The following is a 23,401-nucleotide window of genomic DNA, read 5'->3' on the forward strand; positions in this document are numbered from 1 at the left end:
CCGCGCACGCCGAGGGTCGGCGGACCGGCAGGAGGCAACTCCTCACACCGCGGCCAGCACCGCCGCCTCCAGGCGGGCCCGGGTGGCGTCGTCCGGCCAGCCGCCGACGAGGTAGAAGGCGTCGACCACGTCCCCGCCCAGCGTCGAGATGCGGGCCGCCCGCACCTGGGCGCCGGCCTCGTCGAGGGCGCAGGCGACCCGGTAGAGCAGGCCCGCCGCGTCGGCGGCGCGCAACTCCAGCAGCACGGCGTCGGTGGCCGCCTCGCGGTGCCAGACCACCCGTGGCGCGGCCCCGCCGGACCGCGCCGCGAGCGCCCGGCCGCGCAGCCGCTGGGTGACCGAGACGTCGCCGTTCACCGCGCGGCGCAGGTCCGCGCCGAGGGTGATCGGGTCGGGCGCGAGCCCGTACCGGGGCTGCACCCGGCACTCGACCAGGGCCCGGCCGTCGACGGTGGAGGCGTCGGCGGAGAGCACCTCCAGCCGGTGCAACGCCAGGCAGCCGGCCACCGTCGCGAGCAGGCCGCGCCGGTCCGCCGCGGCCACGGCCACCCGCTCCCCCGTCAGGTGTACGACCGGCAGGGGCCCCGCCAACAGGGCCGGATCGGGGGCGGGTGGGGCGGGCAGCGCGCCCGTGTCCAGCGCGGTCCGCACCCGGGTGACCAGCTCGGCGACCAGCCGGCCCTTCCAGTCCGACCAGGCGGCCGGCCCGGTGGCGGCGGCGTCGGCCCGCACCAGGGCGTGCAGCAGGTCCAGCGTGGTCGGGTCGCCGACCCGCTCGGCCACCCCGGCGATGGTGACCGGGTCGGCGAGGTCCCGCCGGGTGGCCACGTCGGGCAGGAGCAGGTGCAGCCGGACCAGCGTGCCGATCAGCGCCACCTCCGGCGCGGGCAGGCCGATCCGGGCGGCCACCGCCTCGGCCAGCGGCGCCCCGACGGTACTGTGGTCGCCGGGGAGCCCCTTGCCGACGTCGTGCAGGAGGGCGCCGAGCAGCAGCAGGTCGGGGCGGTCCACGTCGCGGGTGTGCCGGCCGGCCTCGTAGGCGGTCTGCACGAGGTGCCGGTCGAGGGTGAACCGGTGCACCGGGTTGTGCTGCGGGAGGCTGCGCAGCCGGGTCCACTCGGGCAGCCAGCCCTCGATCAGCCCGTACCGGTCGCAGGTCTCCCAGGCCGGCACCAGGCCGGGACCGGCGCCGAGCAGGGTGATCAGCGCGGCCCGGGCCTCGGCCGGCCACGGCGCCGGCAGCGGCGGGCAGTACGCGGCCAGCCACTCGCAGGTGGCCCGGGCGATCGGCAGCCGGGTGACGGCCGCGGCGGCGGCCACCCGCAGCGACAGGCTCGGGTCGGGGCGCGCCCCGATCGCGGTGCGGGCCAGCACCAGTTCGCCGTCGTGCTCGACGACGTCCCGGGCGACCGGTCGGCGCAGCGGACGCCCGTCGGCGCCCCGGCGGCGGCCCGAGCGGAGCCGGTCGGCGGCGCGGAAGGCGTCGTCGAGGGCGTGGCTGACGGTCCGGGCGTCCCCGGCGACCCGGCGCAGCAGCGCGTCGCCGTCGCCGACGGTCCCGGGGGCGGCTGCGGCCCGCCGCGCGCCGACGGCCGCGCCCGTCGAGGGCTGCGGGACGTCTCCCGCACGCGACGAGGGCTGCGCGACGTCTGCCGCACGCGACGAGGGCTGCGGGACGTCTGCCGCGCCCGACGGGAGGTGCCGGAGCCCGAGCAGCGCGGCGACCCCGTCGCGTTCCTGGGCGACCAGCCGGTCGACCCGGCGGCCGACCTGCCGGTGCAGCGCGTCGCGGGTGTCCAGCAGCCGCAGGTGCGCGGCGCGGACGGCGGGGCGCAGCGCGTCGGTGATGCCGGCGGTGGCGATCGCCCGCAGGATGCCGACGTCGCGCAGCCCGCCGGCCGCCTCCTTGAGGTCGCCCTCCAGCAGGAACGCCAGCTCGCCGTGGGCGGCCCAGCGGGCGGCGGTGATCTCGCGGAGCGCCGGGAGCTGCCGCACGGCGGTACGCCGCCAGTGGTCGGCGGCGGTGCGGGCGAGCGTGTCCGCGAGCGCGGCGTCCCCGGCGACCAGCCGCGCGTCGAGCAGCCCGAGGGCCACCTTCACGTCGTCCTGGGCGACGGAGAGCGCCTCGGGGACGGTCCGTACGGAGTGGTCCAGCCGCAGTCCGGCGTCCCACACCGGGTACCAGACCGAGGCGGCCAGTTCGTCCACGCCGGGCACCCCGGCGTGCAGCAGGACGAGGTCGAGGTCGCCGTGCGGCGCGCACTGCCGGCGGCCCAGCCCGCCGACGGCGATCAGCGCCACCCCGGGCCGCCGCGGCAGCAGCCCGCGCAGCCACCGGTCGTACGCGTCGGCCCGCGCGGCCCGCGCCGGTTCCCCGACGCCGCCGTTGACGCCGACGACCTCGTCGACCAGGAGTCCGGCGGCACCGTCGCCGGTGCGTCCCGACGCGTTCTTCCTGGTCGACGAGGTCATGTCGGTGGGTGGCCGGTCAGAGCGCGTCGAGGCCGCGCTCGCCGGTGCGGACCCGGACTACCTCCTCGACGGCGGTCACCCAGACCTTCCCGTCGCCGATCTTGCCGGTCCGGGCGGCGCCGACGACGGCGTCGACGATCTTGTCGACGTCGATCTCGTCGGTGAGCACCTCCACCCGGATCTTGGGCAGGAACTCGACCGTGTACTCGGCACCCCGGTAGACCTCGGTGTGCCCCTTCTGCCGCCCGTAGCCCTGGACCTCGCTGACGGTCAGGCCGGCCACGCCGAGGGCGTGCAGGGCCTCCTTCACCGCGTCCAGCTGGTACGGCTTGATGACCGCGGTCACCAGCTTCATGTCCAACCCCTCCATCCCAGGAACGTTAACCGGCGACCTTCTCGGCGGCGGACTCGGCGGCCGGCCCGGCGGGCGCGACCGGCTCGGCGGGAGCGGTGGGCGCGGTGGCCGGCTCCGTCGCCGGCCTGGTGCCGGTCAGCCCGGCCATGGCGAACGCGCTGCCCCCGCCGCTGCCGGCGGCCGGCGACAGGTCGTAGCCGCTCTCGGCGTGCTCGGCGATGTCGATGCCGCCGACCTCGTCCTCGGCCCGCAGGCGGAAGCCGATCGTCTTCTCGATGGCGAAGGCGAGCACCCAGGCCACCGCGAAGGACCAGGCGGTGACGATCAGGCCGGCCAGGGCCTGCCGGCCGAGCTGGGTCACCCCGCCGCCGTAGAAGAGCCCGTCGGAGGCGCCGATCACGTCGGTGATCGCGCCGTTGACCGAGTTGGTGGCGAAGAGGCCGAGCCAGAGCGAGCCGATCCAGCCGCCGACGAAGTGCACGCCGACCACGTCGAGCGAGTCGTCGTAGCCGAGCTTGTACTTGAGGCTGATCGCCAGCGCACAGACCGCCCCGGCGACGAGACCCAGCAGCACCGCCGCCCAGGGGGCCACGAAGCCGCAGGCCGGGGTGATGGCGACCAGTCCGGCGACGGCGCCGGACGAGGCGCCGACCAGCGTCGGCTTCTTGTCCTTGATCCACTCGACGACGATCCAGCCGAGCACCGCGGCGGCCGTGGCGAGCTGGGTGTTGATGAAGGCCAGGCCGGCGACCGAGTCGACGGTGAGCTCGGAACCGGCGTTGAAGCCGAACCAGCCGAACCAGAGCAGCCCGGCGCCGAGCGCGACGAGCGGGATGTTGTGCGGCTTCATGCCCTCCCGGGGCCAGCCGAGCCGCTTGCCCAGCACCAGGGCCAGCGCCAGGGCCGCCGCGCCGGCGTTGATGTGCACGGCGGTGCCGCCGGCGAAGTCGAGCGCGTGCAGGTCGCCGCCGATGATGCCGCCGCCCCACACCCAGTGCGCGACCGGGAAGTAGACAAGCGTCGCCCAGCCGAACGCGAACAGCAGCCAGCCGGCGAACTTCGCCCGGTCGGAGACCGCGCCGCTGATCAGCGCGACGGTGATCACGGCGAAGACCATCTGGAAGGCCATGAACACGTAGAGCGGAACGCCGATGCCGCTCGGGTTCTCCGCCGTCGCCCCCCAGAGGTCGGTCTCGGCGAGGAACGTCTTGGTGCCGAGGTAGGCGCCCGGGTCGCCCCAGAGGCCGTTGACATCGCTGCCGAAGGCGATGCTGAAACCGTAGAACCACCACAAGACAGAGATGAGCCCGATCGCGGAGAAGCTCATCATCATCATGTTCAGTACACCCTTGGACCGGTTGAGGCCGCCGTAGAACAGCGCCAGTCCGGGCGTCATGAGCAGCACGAGCGCCGTCGACACCAGCAACCACACGGTGTTGCCGGAATCGATCGTGGGTGCCTCAGGCACGCTGGCCTCCTAAAGGTGAAGTTCCCTCCTTCACGGCTTCCGGGGCAGCGTCGCCCGTACGCCGGATGGGCGGAAGCCTGCTCGCCTCCTGTTTCCCCCAGCGTCACCCGTCGATTTCCGGATGGTGACGGGTTGTTTCGGACGTGTGAAGAGAACCTCACCGCCGGCCGGCGCGGCCGACGGCACGACCGCTCAGCGCAGCGCGTACTCCAGGGCGTTGCGCTCGTAGTCGAGCAGCCGCAGGTCCCGCATCGGCCGGCGCAGGTGCCCCTTGTGCACGATCCGGACGAAGGCCGGCTCGCCGGCGGCGGCCATCCGGCGGATGCCCTCCACGTGGTCCACGATCCGCTTGCGGATGGTCCGGATCAGCCGGTGCCGGTCCCGGGGGATCAGCCCGTACGCGTCGGCGAACAGGCGCAGCCGGCGCGGCCGGTCGGGGTGCTTCCAGCCGAGCGTGATCGAGTCCCGGTCGGAGAAGATCGGCACCCAGGTCCAGGCCGCGTACGCCACGTCGTAGATCCGGGCGCCGGGCGAGGCGAGGTCGAAGTCGATCAGCCCGAGGGTGCCGTCGGGCCGCCAGATCACGTTGTGCGGGGCGGCGTCGTGGTGACAGATCACCTCGGTGTCCGGCGGCGGCGGGCCGAACGAGCGCCACACCGCACCCGGCGGCGGGACGAAGCCGTACTGGGCGTCGTGGAACATCCGCAGCATGGTGGCGACGGTCACCAGCGCCTCGTCGGTGACCCAGTGCGGGGCCAGCGGGTACTCCCCGCACTCCCCCTCCAGGTACGACAGGACCTCCCGGTTGCGCTCGTCCATCCCGAGCGCGCGGGGGGCGCCGGTGAACCCGACGTACTCCAGGTGGCGCAGCAGGGCGTGCACCGAGGGCGTCCACGGCCCGGCGTTGCGCCGGACCGTGTCGCCGACCCGGACGACGGTGCTGACGTTCCCGCCGTGCAGCGGGATCTCCTGCGAAGTCACGTACGGTCTCCCGAGGCCCGTCGACGGGTGGCTGGGGTCGCGCCACCCGGCGTAGGCGCGATCGTCGGTCGTCACTGCGAGGTTACGCGTCCCGGGCGAGCGGCTCGGTACCGAGCAGCGCGTCGACGAACTGGGCGGGGTCGAACGGGGCCAGGTCGTCCTTGCCCTCGCCGAGCCCGACCAGCTTGACCGGGATGCCCAGCTTGCGCTGCACGGCGATCACGATGCCGCCCTTGGCGGTGCCGTCGAGCTTGCTGAGCACGACACCGGTCACGTTGACCACCTCGGTGAAGACCCGGGCCTGCTCCAGCCCGTTCTGCCCGGTGGTGGCGTCGAGGATGAGCAGTGTCTCGTCGATCGGGCCGTGCTTCTCCACGACCCGCTTGACCTTGCCCAGCTCGTCCATCAGGCCGATCTTGTTCTGGAGGCGGCCGGCGGTGTCGATCAGCACGGTGTCGACGCCGGTGTCGATGCCCCGCTTGACGGCGTCGAAGGCCACGCTGGCCGGGTCGGCCGCCTCGGGCCCGCGCACGGTCTCCGCGCCGACCCGCCCGCCCCAGGTCTCCAGCTGGTCGGCGGCGGCGGCCCGGAAGGTGTCGGCGGCGCCGAGCAGCACGCTGCGGCCGTCGGCGACGAGCACCCGGGCGATCTTGCCGCAGGTGGTGGTCTTGCCCGCGCCGTTGACGCCGACGACCAGCACGACCGCCGGCACGCCCTCCTTGGGCGCGGTCCGCAGGGACCGGTCCAGGGTCGGGTCGAGCGCGTTGACCAGCTCGGCGGCGAGCAGGGCACGCAGCTCGCCCGCGGACCGGGTGCCGAGGACCCGGGTCCGCTCGCGCAGCCGGTCGACGATCTCCCGGGTGGCGTCGATGCCGACGTCGGCGGTGATCAGACTGTCCTCGATCTCCTCCCAGGCGTCCTCGTCGAGGTGGTCGCGGCTGAGCAGGCCGAGCAGGCCCTTGCCGAAGGCGTTCTGCGAGCGGGACAGCCGCGAGCGCAGCCGGACCAGCCGCCCGGCGGTCGGCTCGGGGACCTCCAGCACCGGGGCCGGCGCCTCCACGACCGGCGGTTCCACCAGGATTCCGGTGGACAACTCGGCCTCCGGCGCCTCCACCGGCGGGCCGGCGAGGTCCTCCTCGGCCCGGGTCTCGACCTCCGTCTTCGGCAGCGGCGGCTCCGGTCGCCGGCGCAGCCGCGGCACGACCAGCCCGATGCCGCCAAGGATCAGCACGCCGAGCAGGGCGAGCGCGATGAGGAGGTATTCGGTCATGCCGGAATCCTGTCAGATGCCGGCGAAGCTGTCCCAGCCACCGCTCCCGACCGGGCCCAGGGAGGCCGGCGGTAGGCTCCGTCACAGCCAGCAGTGGTGCGACCGCCGGCCGGGTAGTAAAGATGAAGTCCGCTCATCTGGAGGTCGACCATGCCCGCGGCACACCTGCTCATCGGCCCGTTGCTCCGCAGGGTGGTCGGCACGAGGGCCACCATCTGGGTCGAGACCAGCGCGCCCGCGGTGGTCACCGTCCGCACCGCCGACGGCGCCGGCGGCACCGCCCCCACCTTCTCGGCGTACGACCACCACTACGCGCTCGTCGTCGTGGAGGGGCTCACCCCCGACAGCGCCACCACCTACGAGGTGCTGATCGACGACGAGGTCGCCTGGCCGGTGCCGAAGAGCACGTTCCCGCCCAGCATGATCCGCACCCGGGCGGCCGACGACCTCGACCAGCCGGTCCGGTTGGTCTTCGGCTCCTGCCGCGAGACCACCCAGCACGCCACCACCAGGCGGCTGCCCCCGGACGCCCTCGACGCGTACGCCCGACGGCTGATGGCCGACCCGGACCCGGCCGACGTGCCCGACCTGCTGGTGCTCCTCGGCGACCAGGTCTACGCGGACGTGACCTCCCCCACGGTCCGGCGGCTGCTGAAGCGGCGCCGCCGGCGGCCCAAGGGCGCGCCGGGCGACCAGGTGGTCAGCTTCGACGAGTACACGAAGCTCTACCTGGAGTCCTGGCGGGACCCGGAGATCCGCTGGCTGTTCTCCACCGTGCCGAGCGTGATGATCTTCGACGACCACGAGATCATCGACGACTGGAACACCTCGGCCCCCTGGCGGGCCGACATGCGCGACCAGCCCTGGTGGGCGGAGCGGATCGCCAGCGGCCTCGCCTCGTACTGGGTCTACCAGCACCTGGGCAACCTCTCCCCAGACGAGATCGCCGCCGACCCGGTCTACGCCAAGGTCGTCGCGGCGGAGGACGCCACCGGGGTGCTGCGCGAGTTCGGGCAGCGGGTCGACACCGAGGCCGACCTCGCCCACGACACCGAGCGGTGGCGGGCCGTGCAGTACCAGTGGAGCTACGCGCTGGACCTGGGTCGCACCCGGCTGGTCATGCTGGACAACCGGTGCAGCCGGGTGCTGGAGCCCGGCCAGCGGGCGATGCTGCCCCCGGGCGAGTGGTCGTGGTTCCTCGACCGCGCCCACGGCGTCTACGACCACCTCGTGGTCGGTGCCTCCCTGCCCTGGCTGCTGCCGCCCGGCATCCACCACGTGGAGGCGTGGAACGAGAAGCTGGCCGACTCCCGGCGGCGCTGGGTCGCCGGGCTGTCGGAGAAGCTGCGCCGGGGGCTGGACCTGGAGCACTGGGCCGCGTTCCGCCGCTCGTTCGACGCACTCGGCGCCCTCTTCGCCCGCCTCGGCAGCGGCACCCCCGGCACCCCCGGCGAGCGCGTCGGGGCCGGCCCGGCGTACGCGCCACCGGCGTCGATCAGCGTGCTCTCCGGCGACGTGCACCACTCGTACGTGGCGCGGGCCCGGTTCGACGACCGGAGCGTGGTCACCCCGGTGCACCAGCTCACCTGCTCGCCCATCCACAACCAGGTCCCGGCCGGGATGCGCCCGCTGATGAAGCTCGGCTGGTCGTCCGGGCCGTCCGGGGCCACCCGGGCGCTGGCCCGCACCGCCGGGGTACGCCGCCCACCCTTCCGCTGGAAGCGGCTCGCCGGGCCGTACTTCGGCAACGCCGTCGCCACGCTGGTGCACGCCGGCCGGACGGCCGAGGTGACCATCGAGGGCACCACCAGCGACGGCCACCTGCGCGAGGTCATGCGGCAGCGCCTCACCCCCGGCGGCTGAACCTCTCGCCGGGCCCCGGCCGGCCCGCTCGCGACGGGCGGCCACCGCCGGCGCACCGCCGGTGGTCGCGGCGCCCCGATAACCGCTCGCCGGATGTCGGAGCTGCCGGCCAGGATGACCGGCATGACATGGCGAGCACCGGAGATCACCCGGACCCCCGAGCCCCACGTCGGCGACGAGCGCACGATGCTGGAGGGCTGGCTGGACTACCACCGGCAGACCCTGCTGCTCAAGTGCGCCGGGCTGACCGCCGAGCAACTACGCACGCCGAGCGTCGAGCCCTCCGGGCTCACCCTGCTCGGCCTGGTCCGGCACCTGGCCGAGGTGGAGGCCTGGTGGTTCCGGGAGAACTTCGCCGGCCAGCAGGTCGACTACCCCTACTTCACGCCCGACAACCCGGACGCCGACCACGACGTCAGCACCGCCGACGCCGAGGCCGACCTCGCCACCTTCCACCGGGAGGTCGCGCTGGCCCGCGCCGCCACCGCCGGCCGGTCGCTCGACGAGACCTTCACCGAGGTCGGCCCGAAGCGCCGCACGTTCAACCTGCGCTGGGCCTACGTGCACATGATCGAGGAGTACGCCCGGCACAACGGCCACGCCGACCTGATCCGCGAACGCATCGACGGCGCCACAGGCGAGTAGCCCGCCCCGGGGGTGGGCGGCTCAGCCGGTCAGTACGCCAGGGCGGCCCGCGCGTACCGCAGGTCGGCCGGGCCGCTCCAGCGCAGCGCCGACAGGCCGGCGACGCGGGCGCCCCGGATCGCCCAGTCCTCGTCGTCGACGAAGAGCACCCGGGCCGCCGGGGTCTCCAGGGCCTCGCAGGCCGCCTGGAAGTACTCCTTCGCCGGCTTGTTCACCCCGATCCTGGACGAGTTGACCACCGCGTCGAACTCGTCCGTCAGGTCGAGCGCGGCGAGGTCGGCGTCGAGCAGGTCGGTGGCGTTCGTGCCGAGGCCGACCCGGATGCCGCCGGCCCGCGCCTCGCGGACGAAGGCGAGCACCTCGGGGTCCACCTCGCCCCGGTAGCGCTGCCACTGCTCCACGGCGGCCCGGGCCCGCTCGGGGCCGCCCACGGAGTCGGCCAGCGCGTCGGCCACGCTGGTCATCCACTCGGCGTGGCTGACCCGGCCGGTCAGCACCGGCTGGAGCCGCCCCCACTGCATGGCGATCTCGGTGAGTACGCCCTCGGACAGGCCGTACTCCCGCTCCACCCCGGCGGCCACCGCCGGGTCCCACCGCCGCAGGACCCCGTCGAAGTCCACCAGGAGCGCCGTCGCCCGTTCCCGACCCACTACTCGTTCTCCTCGCCGCGGCCACGCCGCTCGTCTCCGTCGGCCCGGTTGAGCCGCTGGCTGATCACCTGGGTCACCCCGTTGCGCATGGTCACGCCGTACAAGGCGTCGGCGACCTCCATCGTCCGCTTCTGGTGCGTGATGACGATGAGCTGGCTCTTCTCCCGCAACTGGGCCAGCAGCGTGATCAGCCGCCCCAGGTTGACGTCGTCGAGCGCCGCCTCCACCTCGTCCATGATGTAGAACGGGCTGGGCCGGGCCCGGAAGATGGCCACCAGCATCGCCACCGCGGTCAGCGAACGTTCGCCGCCGGAGAGCAGCGACAGCCGCTTGATCTTCTTGCCCGGCGGGCGGGCCTCGACCTCGACGCCGGTGGTGAGCAGGTCGTCGGGGTCGGTGAGCACCAGCCGCCCCTCGCCGCCGGGGAAGAGCACGGTGAAGACCTGCTGGAACTCCCGGGCCGTGTCCTCGAACGCGCTGGCGAAGACCTCCAGGATCCGGTCGTCGACGTCCTTGACCACGGTGAGCAGGTCGCGGCGGGTGGCCTTGAGGTCCTCCAGCTGCTCGGAGAGGAACTTGTAACGCTCCTCCAGCGCCGCGAACTCCTCCAGGGCCAGCGGGTTCACCTTGCCGAGCAGGGCCAGTTCCCGTTCCGCCTTGGCCGCCCGCTTCTCCTGCACCGGCCGCTCGTAGCGGACCGGCTCGGGCACCGGCAGGCCGTCGCGTTCGGCCGCCGCCACGTCGGCCTGGGTGGGCGGGACGGCCTGGGTCGGGCCGTACTCGGCGACGAGGGTCTCCACGTCCAGGCCGAAGTCCTCGGCGGCCTTCGCCTCCAACTGCTCGATGCGCAGCCGCTGCTCGGCGCGGGCCACCTCGTCGCGGTGCACCTGGCTGGTCAGCCGCTCCAGCTCCGCGCCGAGCCGCTTGGCGGCGCCGCGTACCTCCTGGAGCTCGGCCTCGCGGGCGGCGCGCTCGCGCGCCACGGCGTCACGGTGCTCCTCGGCCGCGGCGATGGAGGTGGCCAGCCGGGTGAGGGCCTCCCGGGCCCCGCCCGCCACGGCCCGGGCGATCCCCGCGCCCCGGGTGCGCGCCGCGCGCCGCGCCGCCGCGCGTTCCCGCGCGGCCCGCTCGGCGGTGGCCTGCCGGCGCAGCGAGTCCGCGCGGCCGGCGATCGAGGAGACCCGCTCCTCGGCGGTACGCACCGCGAGGCGGACCTCCATCTCGTTCTGCCGCGCCTGCGGCACCATCGCGGCGAGCTGGTCGCGTTCCTCCGTGGAGGGTTCCGCGTCGACGGGGGTCTCCTCGGCCAGCCGCAGCCGCTCCTCCAGCTCGGCGAGGGTGAGCAGGTCCCGCTCCCGGGCCGCCTCCGCGCGGGCCCGGGACTCGCCGAGCCGGTCGGTCTCCGCCTTCGCGGAGCGGGCCGCCGCGCCCAGCTCGGCCAGGCGGCGGGCGGCGGCGTTGCGGTGGCTCTCCGCCTCCCGCTTGGCGGCGGCGGCGTGCTGCACCGTCTCCTTGGCGGCGGCCACCTCGGCGCGGGCGTCGACGAGCTGTTCGCGCAGCTCCGCGCCGGTGCGTTCGGCGGCGACGCGGTTCGACCGGGCCTCCTCGACGGCGGCCTGCACCTCGATGAAGCTGGGCGCCTTGGCTGACCCGCCGGCCGCCGCGTACGCCCCGACCACGTCGCCGTCCGGGGTGACCGCGCGCAGCTCCGGATTGCCGGCGACCACCTCGGCCGCCGAGGCGAGATCGTCGACCAGCACCACGTCGCGCAGCGCCCGGTGCACCGCCGGACGGATCTGCGGGGAGCACTCCACCAGGTCGGGCGCCCAGCGGGCGCCGTCGGGCAGCCTCGGCCGCAGCGCATCGGCGGGGCCGTCCATGCCCGGCCCGGCGGGGCTGCCGACCAGCAGGCCGGCGCGCCCGGCGTCGGAGATCTTCAGCAGCCGCATGGCCTCGACCGCCTCGTCGACGCCGCTGACCGCGACCGCGTCGGCGAGCCCGCCGAGCGCGGCGGCGAGCGCGGCCTCCTGCCCGGGCGCGACGGTGAGCAGCCCGGCGAGGCTGCCGAGCAGGCCCGGGACCTCGTCGGCGCGGGCCAGCAGCGCGCCCGCGCCGTCCTTGCGGCGCAGACCGAGGGCGAGCGCCTCCTCCCGGGCCTTCCAGGTGGCGGCGTCCTTCTCCGCCGCCCGCTCCGCGTCGGTCAGCGACCGCACGGTGGCCTGCGCCCGCTCCTGGGTGGCGACCGCCTCGGCGTGCCGGGCGTCGAGGTCGGCGTTGTCCCGGTCCGCCTCGGTGGACTGCTCGGCGACCGCGTCGAGTTCGGCCTGGGCCTGGTCGGCCCGGGCCAGCGCGTCGGCGTGCGCGGTGGCGAGCCGTTCGATCTCCTCGCCGGCGCTGGTGGTCCGGGCGCGGGCGGAGTTGACCTGGCCGGTCAGCCGGGCCAGGCCCTCGCGCCGGTCGGCGATCGCCCTGGCCGCGGCGACCAGCTCGCGTTCGGCGGCGGCGAGCTGCCGTTCCAGCTCCTGGCGGTGCTCGACGGCCTCGGCCAGCCGGATCTGGTCGTCGGTGAGCGCGCCGCGCAGCTCCTCCTCCTGCTCGCGGATCCGCTCGGCCTCGGCCTCCAACTGCTCGGGGTCGCGGCCGGGGCGCTCGTCGTCGGGGGTGGCGCTGAGGTGCCGCAGCCGTTCCCGGGCGAGCTGCTCGATGGAGCGGAACCGCTCGGAGAGGGCGGAGAGCTTGTACCAGGTGTCCTGGGCGGCGGCCAGCAGCGGCGCGTCCTCGGCGAGGGCCGCCTCCAGCTCGGCCAGCCGCGCCTGCACCTCCGTGTGCTCGGCCTCGACCTGCTCGCGCCGCTCGCGCACCGCGGTCTCGTCGGCGATCTCCCGGTCCAGGGTGGCCCGCAGGGTGGCCAGGTCGTCGGCGAGCAGCCGCAGCCGGGCGTCGCGCAGGTTGGCCTGGATGGCGGCGGCGCGGCGGGCCACCTCCGCCTGCCGGCCCAGCGGCTTGAGCTGGCGGCGCAGCTCGGCGGTGAGGTCGGTGAGCCGGTTGAGGTTCGTCTGCATCGCGTCGAGCTTCCGCAGCGCCTTCTCCTTGCGCTTGCGGTGCTTGAGGACGCCGGCCGCCTCCTCGATGAACGACCGCCGGTCCTCCGGCTTGGCGTGCAGCATCCCGTCGAGTCGCCCCTGGCCGACGATGATGTGCATCTCCCGGCCGATGCCGGAGTCCGACAGCAGTTCCTGGATGTCGAGCAGCCGGCAGGAGTCGCCGTTGATCTCGTACTCGCTCTCGCCGGAGCGGAACATCCGGCGGGTGATCGACACCTCGGTGTACTCGATCGGCAGCGCGCCGTCGGTGTTGTCGATCGTGAGGGTCACCTCGGCCCGGCCCAGCGGGGCCCGGCCGGCGGTGCCGGCGAAGATGACGTCCTCCATCTTGCCGCCGCGCAGCGCCTTGGCGCCCTGCTCGCCGAGCACCCAGGCGATGGCGTCGACGACGTTGGACTTGCCGGAGCCGTTCGGGCCGACCACGCAGGTGATCCCCGGTTCCAGCTTCAGCGTCGTCGCGGAGGCGAAGGACTTGAAGCCCTTCACCGTCAGGCTCTTGAGATGCACCTTCTCGATCCTCGTCCGGTGGCCGCCGTACCGTCGCCGGCTGCGCGGACCTGGGTGAACCCGCAGACTAACCCGGGACCGGGGACCGCCGGGCACGCGACCCGCCTGGCGACCACCCGGCGCTCGTCCCAGGTGGCGCGGGTCGATCCGCCGGCCGGCGTGCTCCCGTGCGCCTTTCCGTCGGCCGGGAGCCGCGCGGGAATCGTCGCGGCGGGCCGCGCAAGATCAGGAATTGGTGCGGCGATAAGAGGTGCGGACAGAGCTGCGCGCCGGCACAGAAGTGTCGGCGCGCTCTTTTTGCGTGATGCGATTCAGTTTTGCGATCCGGAGATCAGGTCAGCGCGGGCTCGGCCAGACGGAGCAGATCGTCCGCCTCCGCCGCAGCCGCCGCGAGCCGATCGTTCTCGGCACGCAGCCGCGTGATCTCGAACTCCAGAGCCCGAACCGTGGCACGCAGTCGGGTGACCTCGTCGAGCAGACGCCGATCGGGCGCCGCACCTACGTGGCCGTACAGGGCCTTAGCCATGTTGACTCCTTGATATGCGCTGCCGGAAGGGCCGGCCAACGCGCGCCCAAATGTGTACGCGGCTGTCACCCCAGACGATTCTGGGCATGACCGGGCGCGACTGGCGACACCTACATATTGAGCCGACACCCCCTCTTTCGTCAAGTTCTCGCAGGCCGTAGATCATTTCCACGTCGACCTGTCCACTTGCCGGGGGGCTGCCACAAGGCGCGGACACACTCTGTCCGGACACCTTGACTCTACGCCTCGGATCCCGGGAAGTCCCCACCCTGCCGTCCGGCTTCCCCTTAACTCTTCCTTAGCCACGTTGCCGCTGTTCACGCCCGCCACGTAGCGTCACCCCGGCCCGCAACCGACCCCCTGGAGGCAGAGGCGTGTACGGCTGGACCGACCCGAACGACCCGGACGGCGCCGCCCGGCACCACGAGCAGCCGCTGGGCGAGGAGCCGCCGGCCTGGCTCACCGACCGTCCGGAGCCGAGGTCGGCCTACCTGTTCGGGGACGACCCGGAGCAGCCCGCCGACGAGTGGCACCGCGACCAGCCGACCGCCCGCTGGCAGCCCGAGCCCACCGAGCCCACCGCGACCTGGCAGCCGCGGTCCACCGGACCCACCGCGGCCTGGCGGCCCGAGCCGGACGACCGCTGGCAGGCCGGGTCGGACGACCGCTGGGCCGAGGGATCCGGCCACCCGGTGGACGGGCCGTACCGGGCGGAGCGTCACCTCCCCGCCGACCGGACCGCTGGCGCCTGGCCGGTCGACGACCCGACCGCCCCCGTCGACCTCTCCGCGCTCCGGGCCGCCCCGGCCGCGGCGACGCCGGCCACCGCCGAGGGCCGCCACCGCCCCCGCCGCCGGTTTTCCCGCCCACTGGTCATCGGCGGTGCCGCCGCGGCCGCCACGCTGGTGGTGAGCCTCGGTGTCGGCGCGGTCGCGCTGACCGGCGACGGCCCGGCGACCGACCCCACCGCCGTCGACGACACGATCGCCGCCGCCCCGGTGCTGCCGGGCGGCGGGTCGGCACCCGGCGACGCGCTGGCCCCGCCCAGCCCGAGCACCACCCCCAGCACCGCGCCGACCACCGCCAGGCCGACCCCGTCGGCCACGACGACCACCAGGCCGACGCCGGCGCCGTCGCGTACGACCGCGGCCTCGCGGCGCACCGCCGAGCGGAGCACGGCGCCGGCCGGCGGCGGCACGAAGGCCCCGGTCAGCAGCGGGGCCAGCAGCCAGGCCCGCGAGGTGGTCGACCTGGTCAACGCCGAGCGCGCCAAGGCCGGCTGCGGCGCGGTGAGCGTCGACGACAAGCTGACGACCGCCGCCCAGCGGCACAGCCAGGACCAGGCCGACCACCGGAACATGTCGCACACGGGCAGTGACGGCAGCAACGTCGGGACCCGGCTGGACCGGGTCGGCTACTCCTGGCGCACCTACGGCGAGAACGTCGCCTGGAACCAGAAGACGCCGGCCGCCGTCATGGACGCCTGGATGAACAGCCCCGGCCACCGGGCCAACATCCTGAACTGCGCCTTCACCGAGATCGGTGTCGGCGTCGCCAACAGCAACGGGCCGTACTGGACGCAGGTCTTCGCCGCGCCGCGCTGAACGCGAGTCGTGGCCGGGTCCGCGCTCGTTTGACGGGGTGAGGTACGCCGACGCGGCGTACCCGCTCCGGGCGGTGTGCCGCCGCCCGCGACCTGCGGAGCTGCCGATGCGGATCCGGCCGCGTACGCGCGCCGTCGGGCGGAGCCTGCGCCGGACCCTGCCGGCCTGCGTCGCGCTCGCGCTGCTGAGCGTGCTCGCCGCCTGCCGGCCGGACCTCACCGCGCCCGGCGCCCCGACCAGCTGGCCGGCGGCGTCGACGGGCCGGTGGCAGTGGCAGTGGCAGCTCAGCGGCGTGCTGGACCCCACCGTCGACGCCGACGTCTTCCTGCTCGACCCGGTCGCCACCACCGCCGCGCAGACCGCCGAGCTGCGCTCCCGGGACCGCCGCCTGGTCTGCCAGGTGCACGTCGGCTCCGTCCTGCCGACCGACCCGGACGCGGACCGCTTCCCGGCCGCCGTACGGGGTGCCGTGTCCCGTCGGCCGCAGGGCCGCTGGCTCGACGTACGGCAGTGGGACGCGCTGCGTCCGGTGCTCGCCGACCGGTTCCGGCTCTGCCGGGGCAAGGGCTTCGGGGCGGTCGCGCTGGCCGACGCCGACGGGTACGCGCACCGCTCCGGCTTCCCGCTCGGCTTCGACGACCAGCTGCGGTTCAACCGCCGGCTGGCCGCGCTGGCCCGCTCGCTGAGCCTCTCCCCCGGCCTGGTCAACGACCTGGGGCAGGTGGCCGCCCTGGCCCCGGACTTCGACTTCGCCGTCAACGAGGAGTGCGTACGGCTGGACCAGTGCGCCCGGCTGCTGCCGTTCGTCGAGGCGGGCAAGCCGGTGTTCCACGTGGAGTACGCCGGCTCGACGACGGACTTCTGCGTCACCACGGTGGGCTACGGCTTCTCCTCGATGCGCAAGGAACGCCGGCTCGACGCGTGGCGGCTCCCCTGCCCGTCGTACTGACCACCGGCGCCTGCCCGCGTGGTCCTCGCCGACGGCGACGCCGCCCGGTCAGCCCCGGAGGGACCCCCGGGGGCGGGGCTGGCAGCGCGGGCAGCTGTACGACGAACGGTTCATGAACGCCTCACGACGGACGGGTGCGCCGCACCGGTGGCACGGCAGCCCCTCCCGGCCGTAGACGTTCAGCGCCCGGTCGAAGTAGCCGCTCTCCCCGTTCACGTTGACGTAGAGGGCGTCGAAGCTGGTGCCGCCGGACTTGATCGCCTCGCCGAGGACGTCCCGGACGTGACCCAGCAGCCGCAGCGCGGCCGGGCCGGTCAGCGCGTCGGTGGGGCGGGCGCCGTGCAGCCGCGCCCGCCACAGCGCCTCGTCGGCGTAGATGTTGCCCACGCCCGAGATCAGCGTCTGGTCCAGCAGCGCCCGCTTGACCTCGGTACGCCGCCGGCGCAGCGCGGCGAAGAACGCCGCGTCGGAGAACTGCGGGTCCATCGGGTCCCGCGCGATGTGCGCGATCTCCGCCGGCAGCTCGGCGCCCCCCGCGGAGACCGACAGGCCGCCGAACGTGCGCTGGTCGACGAAACGCAGCTCGGGACCGTCGTCGGAGAACCGGAACCGGACCCGCAGGTGCGTCTCGTCGGGGGCGTCGGCCGGCTGCACCAGCAGCTGACCCGACATGCCCAGATGCCCGATCACGGCGTCGCCGCTGTCCAGCGGCAGCCACAGGTACTTGCCGCGCCGGCGCACGTCCAGCACCGTCCGGTCGGCCAGCACGTCGGCGAAGTGCCCGCCGCCGGGCGTGTGCCGGCGTACCGCGCGGGGGTGGCGCACCTCGACGGAGGAGATCCGCCGGCCGGTGACCCAGCGGGCCAGCCCCTGCCGGACCGTCTCGACCTCCGGCAGCTCAGGCACGGCCCAGGCCCGCCTCGGCGACCTGCGCCGTCGGGTCCCCGGCCGCCGGGCCCACCGGCCCGACCGGCTCCCGCTCCGCCTGCTCGGTGAGCGTCCGCCAGGCCGCCTCGGCCGCCCGCTGCTCGGCCTCCTTCTTGCTCCGCCCGTCGGCCCCGCCGTAGCGGTTGCCGGCGACGACCACCCAGGCGGTGAACGTCTTGAGGTGGTCCGGCCCGGTGCCCTCGATGCGGTACTCGGGGACGCCGAGCCCGAGCGCCGCGGTCAGCTCCTGGAGGCTGGTCTTCCAGTCCAGGGCCGCGCCCCGGCCGGCCGACTCGGCCATCAGCGGGTCGAACAGCCGGTGGATGACGATGGCGGCGGTGTCCAGCCCGTACTGGAGGTAGATCGCGCCGAGCAGCGCCTCCAGGGTGTCGGCGAGGATGCTCGCCTTGTCCCGCCCGCCGGTGGTCTCCTCCCCCTTGCCGAGCAGCAGGTAGGCGCCCAGCCCGTCCGGGCCGAGGCCCCGGGCCACGTCGGCGAGGGCGCGCATGTTGACCACGCTGGCCCGCAGCTTGGCCAGCTGCCCCTCGGGCAGGTCGGGGTGGTTGTGGAAGAGCGCGGTGGTGATCACCACGCCGAGCACCGAGTCGCCCAGGAACTCCAACCGCTCGTTGGTGGGCAGGCCGCCGTTCTCGTACGCGTACGAGCGGTGGGTCAGCGCGCGCTCCAGCAGCTCCGGATCCAGGCTGACGCCAAACGCGGCTTCCAGGTGGCCGACGGACGCCCGCCGCCGCTTGTCGTTGCTCATGATGTGGGTACCTCGGTGTCGGTGGAGCGGTCCGTGCGTTCCTCGCGGTCGCCCGTTTCGGCGCCGTCGAGCAGCGCGCGGACCTGGTCGGTGGCGCGCCGTCGCCAGAGATGGGCGGCCAGCGCGATGCCCGCGGCGACGTCCTCGGCGCGGGCGGCGCCGTGGCAGACGACCACCGTCCCGGCGACCCCGAGCAGGGCCGCCGCGCGCGGGGCGCCGCCGCCGGACGGGGGCCCGCCGGCCATCGCGTACGCGCCCTCGATCGCCTTGAGCAGCACGTTACCGGTGAACCCGTCGGTGACCACCACATCGGCGCGCGCGCCGAGCGAGACGTCGTACCCCTCGACGAGGCCGACGTAGCGGCCGTCGCAGGGCAGCGACGCGGCGGCGAGGACGGGATCGGCGACGCGGCGGGCGCGGTCGCCCTTGCCCGCCTCGGTGCCCACCGACAGCAGCCCCACCCGGGGCGCGGCGACGGCGTGCGCCACCGCCGCGTAGGCGGCGCCGAGCACGGCGTGGCGGGCCAGGGTGGCCGGGCGTGGCTCCAGCGAGCCGCCGACGTCCAGCAGCACCACCGGGCCGGCGACGGCCGGCAGGGTGGCGACCAGCGCGGGACGGCGCACGTCCGGCCAGCGGCCGAGGCCGAGCGCGACTGCGGTGACGGTGGCGCCGGTGGACCCGGCGGAGACGAACGCGTCGGCGACGCCGTCGCGGACGGCGTGCACCGCCGCGCGGACGGTGCTGTCGGCGCGGGCGGCCACGGGGTGGTCGGCCATGCCGACGGCGGCGCGGACGGGCCGTACGGTGACCCGGGCGCGCTGCGCCGGGTCGAGGGCACGGATCACCTCGCCGGCGGCCTCGGCCGGGCCGACGAGCAGCAGATGCAGGTCCGGGTCGGCGCGCACAGCCCGCAGAGCGCCGTCAACCACGACGGCGGGAGCGTCGTCCCCGCCGAGGAGGTCAACGGCGATCCGCGCGGTGCCCGGCTCCATCGGAACGCCGGCCGGAACGGACCGGCCGGCGTCGGAGAGAGCCGGGACACCGGGCGATTGCCAGGGTGCGCGCGCCGCCCGACCAGGGGTCGGGGGCGTCACTCGGCGTCCAGGTCAGACCTCGAGAACCTGGCGGCCGTTGTAGGTGCCGCAGACGGAGCAGGCGGCGTGGGGCAGCTTCGCCGACTTGCACTGGGGGCAGGCCACGGTCGCGACCACGGTCGCCTTCCAGTTCGCCCGGCGGGCGCGGGTGTTGCTGCGCGACATCTTGCGCTTGGGGACGGCCACGGTTCCTACTCCTCTTTACGGTTCAGTTGCGACAGGCCCGCCCAACGCGGGTCGATCTGCTCGTGACTGTGGTCGGCCGGCAGATCGTCCAAGTGCACCCCGCATTCGGGGCACAGGCCTGGGCAGTCCTCCCGGCAGAGCGGGTTGGTCGGCAGCGTGAGCACCACCGCGTCCCGCAGCGCCGGCTCCAGGTCGATCAGATCGCCCTGCATCCGGCCCACCTCGTCCTCGTCGGTCGTGGTGTCCGTGGTGCTGTTCTCGTACGCGTACAGCTCCTGGATCCGCACGGCCAGCGAGTCGTCGATCTCGCGTAGGCAGCGACCGCACTCGCCCCGGACGGTACCGCTGACGGTCCCCGAGACGAGCACGCCCTCGGACACCGACTCCAACCTCAGATCGAGGTCGAGGTCCGCGCCCTCCGGCACGGCGATCATCTCGCCGCCGAGGTCCGCCGGTGCCGGCACCACCCGCTTGACCGTACGCAAGGCACCAGGCCGGCGCGGCAGCTCCCTCGTGTCGAGGACCAGCGGCGACCTGGGGTCGAGTGTCGATGGCGTGTGTTTGGGCATAGTCAGACTCCGGCCGGTGAGAGGCCGACAAAAGAGGTTACCTGGGCGACCGCCGGACCGTCGAACCGGGGGCGGCGCCCGCCCCGTCTGCCGGCTGGTGAGGTGCCGCTCAGAAGGGTAGCGGGCGTTCCGCCTCCTCCCCACCGAAGGTGCCGATCTCGCGCAGCGCGTGCATCTTGTCCCGGCCGCGCTCTATCGAGGCGAGTGCCCGGGTGAGGAACTGCTCGAAGTTGGCCAGCGCGGTGTCGACGTAGTCGTCGACCTCCTCGCGCAGGCGCTGCGCCTCGGCGCGGGCCTCCGCGATGATCCGCGCGCCCTCGTGCTCGGCGGAGACCGTGATCTCGTTCACCGAGACCAGCCGGGCGTGTTCCGCCTCACCCTCGCTGATGATCCGGTCGGCCTCGCGCTTGCCGGCCTCCATGATCTTGTCCCGCTCCTCGAGCAGCGCGGCGGCTCGGCGCAGGTCGGCGGGGAGTTCGGCGCGCAGCTCGTCGAGGGCCGCGATGAACTCGCCCCGGTCGACCATGCAGTTGTTGCGCGACATCGGGACGGAGCGGGCCTGCTCCACCATGGCGATCAGTTCGTCGATGCGATCGAGCGGGTCCACCGGTACCTCACTCCTGTCGTTCGTCGGGCCGATCTACATGATGCGGGCTACGGCCGGTTTCCCGCTCCACACATCATGTCGCGCCCCGACCACACCGCGCCGCTCACCCCGGCCCGGCGCGTCGCGGTGCGCGACGACGTGATCCCCGCCGGGCACGCTCCGGCGGGGTGGGGGATGGCCGCGGGAGGTCAGTCGCGCGGCGGCGGGGAGAGTCGGGCCCGCAGTTCCGCGCCGACCCGGTCGGGCACGTGGGCGGAGATGTCGCCGCCCCACTTCGCCACGTCCTTGACCAGGCTGGAGGAGAGGAACGAGTAGAGCGGGTTGGTCGGCATGAACAGGGTCTCCACGCCGGCCAGGCCGATGTTCATCTGCGCCATCTGCAGCTCGTAGTCGAAGTCGCTGACCGCCCGCAGGCCCTTGATCAGCACACTCGCCTGCTGCGCCCGGCAGAAGTCGACCAGCAGGCCGCGGAACGACTCCACCCGGACGTTGTCGTAGGAGGCGGTCACCTCGCGGAGCATGTCGATCCGCTCCTCGACGGTGAACAGGCCGCTCTTCGACTGGTTGACCAGCACGCCCACGATCACCTCGTCGAACAGCCGGCTCGCCCGGCCGACGATGTCGAGGTGCCCGTTGGTGACCGGATCGAACGAGCCGGGACACACCGCACGTCTCATGATCGGCGACCGTACCAAAGGGTCGTCTCGCCGTACCGGCGGCTGCGCTCGCCGGTGACGCCCTCCACCCACCCGACCGGGCCGGTGCGGCTGGACCGCTCCACCACCAGCAGGGCGTCCGGGGCCAGCCAGCCGCCGTCGACCAGCGCGGCGAGCATCGCGGTGATCTCCGCGTCCGGCACCGCGTAGGGCGGGTCGGCGAAGACCACGTCGTACGGGTCGCCGTCCGGGCCGGCCGCCAGCACCGTGGCGACCCTCCCGGTGACCAGCCGGGCGGCCGGGGCGGCGCGCAGCGTCGCCACGTTCTCCCGGATCACCCGGGCCGCGCGGGGGTCGGACTCCACCAGCAGCACGTGCGCGGCACCCCGGGAGAGGGCCTCCAGGCCGACCGCGCCGGACCCGGCGTAGAGGTCGGCGAAGCGGGCGCCGGCCAGGTCGACCTCGGCCTGCACGGCACTGAACAGCGCCTCGCGGACCCGGTCCGACGTGGGCCGGGTGCCCGCGCCGGGCGGCGCGGCGAGCCGGCGCCCACCGAGGGTCCCGGCCACGATCCGGGTCACCGTCTCCTCCTGCTCATGCGCACGACGCTACGCGACGCGGAGACGGTCGGCGTCGACACGGTGCGTGCCTCCGACCGACCCGGGCGACCACCCTGCGTATATCGATGATCTCGCATTCATAACAACATCCTCGGTCTTCGCTGAGCGTTGTGCCGCACGCGGCGACCTCGCTAGGGTCTGCCGGTGCCGGCGGGTGCCCCGCCGGCTCCACGGCGCGAGGGGGCGTCCGCGTCGCCGCGCGCGCTCGGTCGAGCCGCCCGACCGCTCCCTTCCGCGCCGCTCCTCCGACGCTTCCTCACACCCCGGGAGTACGCGTGATCCGTCCCCCGCTGTCGCCGCGGCGACCGCTCACCGTGGCAGCCGCCGCCCTGGCCGGTCTCGTCACGGCGTTCGCGGTCTCGTCGCCGGCGATCGCCACCAACCCGTCGCCCTCGGCCTCGGCGAGCGCGACCGCCCCCGCCCCCGAGCCGACCCGGTCGTCCACCCCCCAGGAGCCGACCTGCGTCAGCGCCGCCGACGCGCGCTACACGCACACGTTCGACGGGGCCAGGGGCGAGGCGTCGATCACGCTGACCAACGGCCCGCTCTGCGAGGGCGAGAAGCAGGACTTCGCGCTGGTGTCCTACGTGGCGCCGTCGGCGAAGTTCGCCGTGCCGCAGTACCTGTTCGACAAGTCCGTCAAGGCCTTCGCCCCGGTGCCGGACGGCGAGATCGGCACCGTCGCCAAGCTGGAGTTCAAGGTCGCCGTACCGACCTGCTTCACCCAGGTCGACTTCGTCTTCGGCAGCGAGATCATCGACCCGCTGGTCGAGGGCGGCAAGCGCTACGACAACCGCAAGGTCGGCAGCCCTGCCGGCATCGGCGCCCGCTCCGAGGGCCCGGCCGCCTGGTACAACGGCGGCGAGGGCACCTGCGTGGCCGAGCCCGCCGTCGAGGCCACGTACGACTGCACCGGCAGCGCGACGCTCACCCTGGTCAACCGGGGCAACGTGGCGGCGGTCTTCGCGGTCACGGGCAGCGGCGAGCTCGCCGAGAAGGTGACCGTGGCGGCGGGCAAGTTCGAGAAGCTCGAGCTGACCGAGGCGCAGGCCAAGGAGATCACCGTCGCGGCCGAGGGCATGAAGACCTGGCAGGGCGGCTGGAAGCAGCCCGAGGACTGCCAGCAGCCCGAGGTCGGCAAGCCGACGATCTCCCACGCCACCACCTGCGAGGAGCTGATCCTCAAGGTGGCCAACCCGGAGAACGGCATCAGCCTCACCTCGACCTTCACCCCGAGCACCGGCGAGCCGAAGACCGTGACCTTCGCGCCCGGCACCACGAAGACCGTGACGTTCCCGGCCGCCGAGGGGCTCAGCGTCGTCTTCACCGGTGACCTGGAGTCGGCGAAGCCGATCGCGTGGACCGCTCCCGAGGGCGGCTGCGACGACGGCGGCGAGGGCGGTGGCCTCCCGGTCACCGGCGCGGCGGCCGGCGGCATCGCCGCCGGCGCGGTCGCCCTGCTCGCCCTGGGCGCGGTGCTGTTCGTCGTCGCCCGCCGGCGTCGGGTGCGCTTCACCGCCTGAGCCGGACCGAGTTGACCCGTGAGGGCGCGCCGACCGCGTGGTCGGCGCGCCCTCACCCG

The 23,401-nt window shown here is 74.4% G+C and carries 21 protein-coding genes; 5 read left to right on the forward strand and 16 right to left on the reverse strand.

Annotation, left to right across the window (positions count from 1 at the left end; all coding sequences use genetic code 11):
• Nucleotides 1-42: 42 nt before the first annotated feature.
• From DER29_RS04155 to ftsY, 5 genes are all read right to left on the reverse strand, one after another.
• Nucleotides 43-2,472, reverse strand: a complete 2,430-nt coding sequence (locus DER29_RS04155) for a [protein-PII] uridylyltransferase (RefSeq protein WP_121396113.1) — start codon at nt 2,470-2,472, stop codon at nt 43-45.
• A 16-nt stretch (nt 2,473-2,488) separates the two neighbouring features.
• The gene (locus tag DER29_RS04160) at nt 2,489-2,827 is read right to left on the reverse strand and encodes a P-II family nitrogen regulator (RefSeq protein ID WP_176733926.1); all 339 of its coding nucleotides are present in this window, start codon (nt 2,825-2,827) and stop codon (nt 2,489-2,491) included.
• A gap of 25 nt (nt 2,828-2,852) precedes the next feature.
• Nucleotides 2,853-4,295 carry an ammonium transporter gene (amt, locus tag DER29_RS04165; RefSeq protein WP_233599634.1) on the reverse strand — a complete coding sequence of 481 codons (1,443 nt, stop codon included), beginning with the start codon at nt 4,293-4,295 and terminating at the stop codon, nt 2,853-2,855.
• 192 nt (nt 4,296-4,487) lie between these two features.
• Nucleotides 4,488-5,351, reverse strand: coding sequence for an aminoglycoside phosphotransferase family protein (locus DER29_RS04170; protein ID WP_192581443.1), 864 nt, complete (start codon nt 5,349-5,351; stop codon nt 4,488-4,490).
• Between the two features lie 7 nt (nt 5,352-5,358).
• The gene (gene ftsY / locus DER29_RS04175; RefSeq protein WP_121396114.1) at nt 5,359-6,546 is read right to left on the reverse strand and encodes a signal recognition particle-docking protein FtsY; all 1,188 of its coding nucleotides are present in this window, start codon (nt 6,544-6,546) and stop codon (nt 5,359-5,361) included.
• 150 nt (nt 6,547-6,696) lie between these two features.
• On the opposite strand from ftsY, the gene DER29_RS04180 reads away from it, so the two are divergent.
• Entirely contained in the window at nt 6,697-8,409 is a 1,713-nt protein-coding gene (locus tag DER29_RS04180) for an alkaline phosphatase D family protein (RefSeq protein ID WP_121396115.1), read from the forward strand.
• 123 nt (nt 8,410-8,532) lie between these two features.
• Nucleotides 8,533-9,054: a DinB family protein gene (locus tag DER29_RS04185; RefSeq protein ID WP_121398990.1), complete on the forward strand. Its 522-nt coding sequence runs from the start codon at nt 8,533-8,535 to the stop codon at nt 9,052-9,054.
• Between the two features lie 29 nt (nt 9,055-9,083).
• Here the strand turns inward: DER29_RS04185 and DER29_RS04190 are convergent, their stop codons facing one another.
• The 3 genes from DER29_RS04190 to DER29_RS04200 all read right to left on the reverse strand — a co-directional run bounded on the left by DER29_RS04190 (nt 9,084) and on the right by DER29_RS04200 (nt 13,841).
• Nucleotides 9,084-9,704 (reverse strand): HAD-IA family hydrolase, encoded by a 621-nt coding sequence (locus DER29_RS04190; RefSeq protein ID WP_121396116.1) that lies wholly within the window; start codon nt 9,702-9,704, stop codon nt 9,084-9,086.
• Nucleotides 9,704-13,315 carry a chromosome segregation protein SMC gene (gene smc, locus DER29_RS04195; RefSeq protein WP_121396117.1) on the reverse strand — a complete coding sequence of 1,204 codons (3,612 nt, stop codon included), beginning with the start codon at nt 13,313-13,315 and terminating at the stop codon, nt 9,704-9,706. Before smc ends, DER29_RS04190 begins: the two co-directional genes overlap by 1 nt.
• Nucleotides 13,316-13,646: 331 nt before the next feature.
• Complete coding sequence (locus DER29_RS04200; protein ID WP_091096806.1) at nt 13,647-13,841, reverse strand: hypothetical protein; 195 nt, start codon at nt 13,839-13,841, stop codon at nt 13,647-13,649.
• A 374-nt stretch (nt 13,842-14,215) separates the two neighbouring features.
• Between DER29_RS04200 and DER29_RS04205 the strand changes: the two genes are divergently transcribed.
• Together DER29_RS04205 and DER29_RS04210 are read left to right on the forward strand one after the other, a co-directional pair.
• The gene (locus DER29_RS04205) at nt 14,216-15,445 is read left to right on the forward strand and encodes a CAP domain-containing protein (protein ID WP_121396118.1); all 1,230 of its coding nucleotides are present in this window, start codon (nt 14,216-14,218) and stop codon (nt 15,443-15,445) included.
• A gap of 106 nt (nt 15,446-15,551) precedes the next feature.
• The gene (locus DER29_RS04210) at nt 15,552-16,394 is read left to right on the forward strand and encodes an endo alpha-1,4 polygalactosaminidase (RefSeq protein ID WP_121396119.1); all 843 of its coding nucleotides are present in this window, start codon (nt 15,552-15,554) and stop codon (nt 16,392-16,394) included.
• A gap of 48 nt (nt 16,395-16,442) precedes the next feature.
• Here the strand turns inward: DER29_RS04210 and mutM are convergent, their stop codons facing one another.
• From mutM to rsmD, 8 genes are all read right to left on the reverse strand, one after another.
• A complete protein-coding gene (gene mutM / locus DER29_RS04215) occupies nt 16,443-17,300 on the reverse strand; it encodes a bifunctional DNA-formamidopyrimidine glycosylase/DNA-(apurinic or apyrimidinic site) lyase (protein ID WP_121396120.1) in 858 nt (285 codons plus the stop codon).
• Entirely contained in the window at nt 17,293-18,087 is a 795-nt protein-coding gene (gene rnc, locus DER29_RS04220) for a ribonuclease III (RefSeq protein WP_233599635.1), read from the reverse strand. Before rnc ends, mutM begins: the two co-directional genes overlap by 8 nt.
• Nucleotides 18,084-19,079: a phosphate acyltransferase PlsX gene (locus DER29_RS04225; RefSeq protein WP_121396121.1), complete on the reverse strand. Its 996-nt coding sequence runs from the start codon at nt 19,077-19,079 to the stop codon at nt 18,084-18,086. Before DER29_RS04225 ends, rnc begins: the two co-directional genes overlap by 4 nt.
• Before the next feature lie 114 nt (nt 19,080-19,193).
• Nucleotides 19,194-19,367 (reverse strand): 50S ribosomal protein L32, encoded by a 174-nt coding sequence (gene rpmF, locus DER29_RS04230; protein WP_018786309.1) that lies wholly within the window; start codon nt 19,365-19,367, stop codon nt 19,194-19,196.
• Between the two features lie 5 nt (nt 19,368-19,372).
• The gene (locus tag DER29_RS04235; protein ID WP_121396122.1) at nt 19,373-19,936 is read right to left on the reverse strand and encodes a DUF177 domain-containing protein; all 564 of its coding nucleotides are present in this window, start codon (nt 19,934-19,936) and stop codon (nt 19,373-19,375) included.
• Nucleotides 19,937-20,045: 109 nt separating this feature from the next.
• The gene (locus DER29_RS04240; protein ID WP_121396123.1) at nt 20,046-20,543 is read right to left on the reverse strand and encodes a hypothetical protein; all 498 of its coding nucleotides are present in this window, start codon (nt 20,541-20,543) and stop codon (nt 20,046-20,048) included.
• Nucleotides 20,544-20,731: 188 nt separating this feature from the next.
• The gene (coaD, locus tag DER29_RS04245; protein WP_121396124.1) at nt 20,732-21,220 is read right to left on the reverse strand and encodes a pantetheine-phosphate adenylyltransferase; all 489 of its coding nucleotides are present in this window, start codon (nt 21,218-21,220) and stop codon (nt 20,732-20,734) included.
• The gene (gene rsmD / locus DER29_RS04250) at nt 21,217-21,780 is read right to left on the reverse strand and encodes a 16S rRNA (guanine(966)-N(2))-methyltransferase RsmD (RefSeq protein ID WP_121396125.1); all 564 of its coding nucleotides are present in this window, start codon (nt 21,778-21,780) and stop codon (nt 21,217-21,219) included. Before rsmD ends, coaD begins: the two co-directional genes overlap by 4 nt.
• Nucleotides 21,781-22,094: 314 nt before the next feature.
• Here rsmD and DER29_RS34060 point away from each other — a divergent pair, with 314 nt between their 5' ends.
• Nucleotides 22,095-23,342, forward strand: a complete 1,248-nt coding sequence (locus tag DER29_RS34060; RefSeq protein WP_158618961.1) for a hypothetical protein — start codon at nt 22,095-22,097, stop codon at nt 23,340-23,342.
• The last annotated feature ends 59 nt before the right edge of the window (nt 23,343-23,401 follow it).

It is taken from the genome of Micromonospora sp. M71_S20 (assembly GCF_003664255.1).
Classification (GTDB): Bacteria; Actinomycetota; Actinomycetes; order Mycobacteriales; family Micromonosporaceae; genus Micromonospora.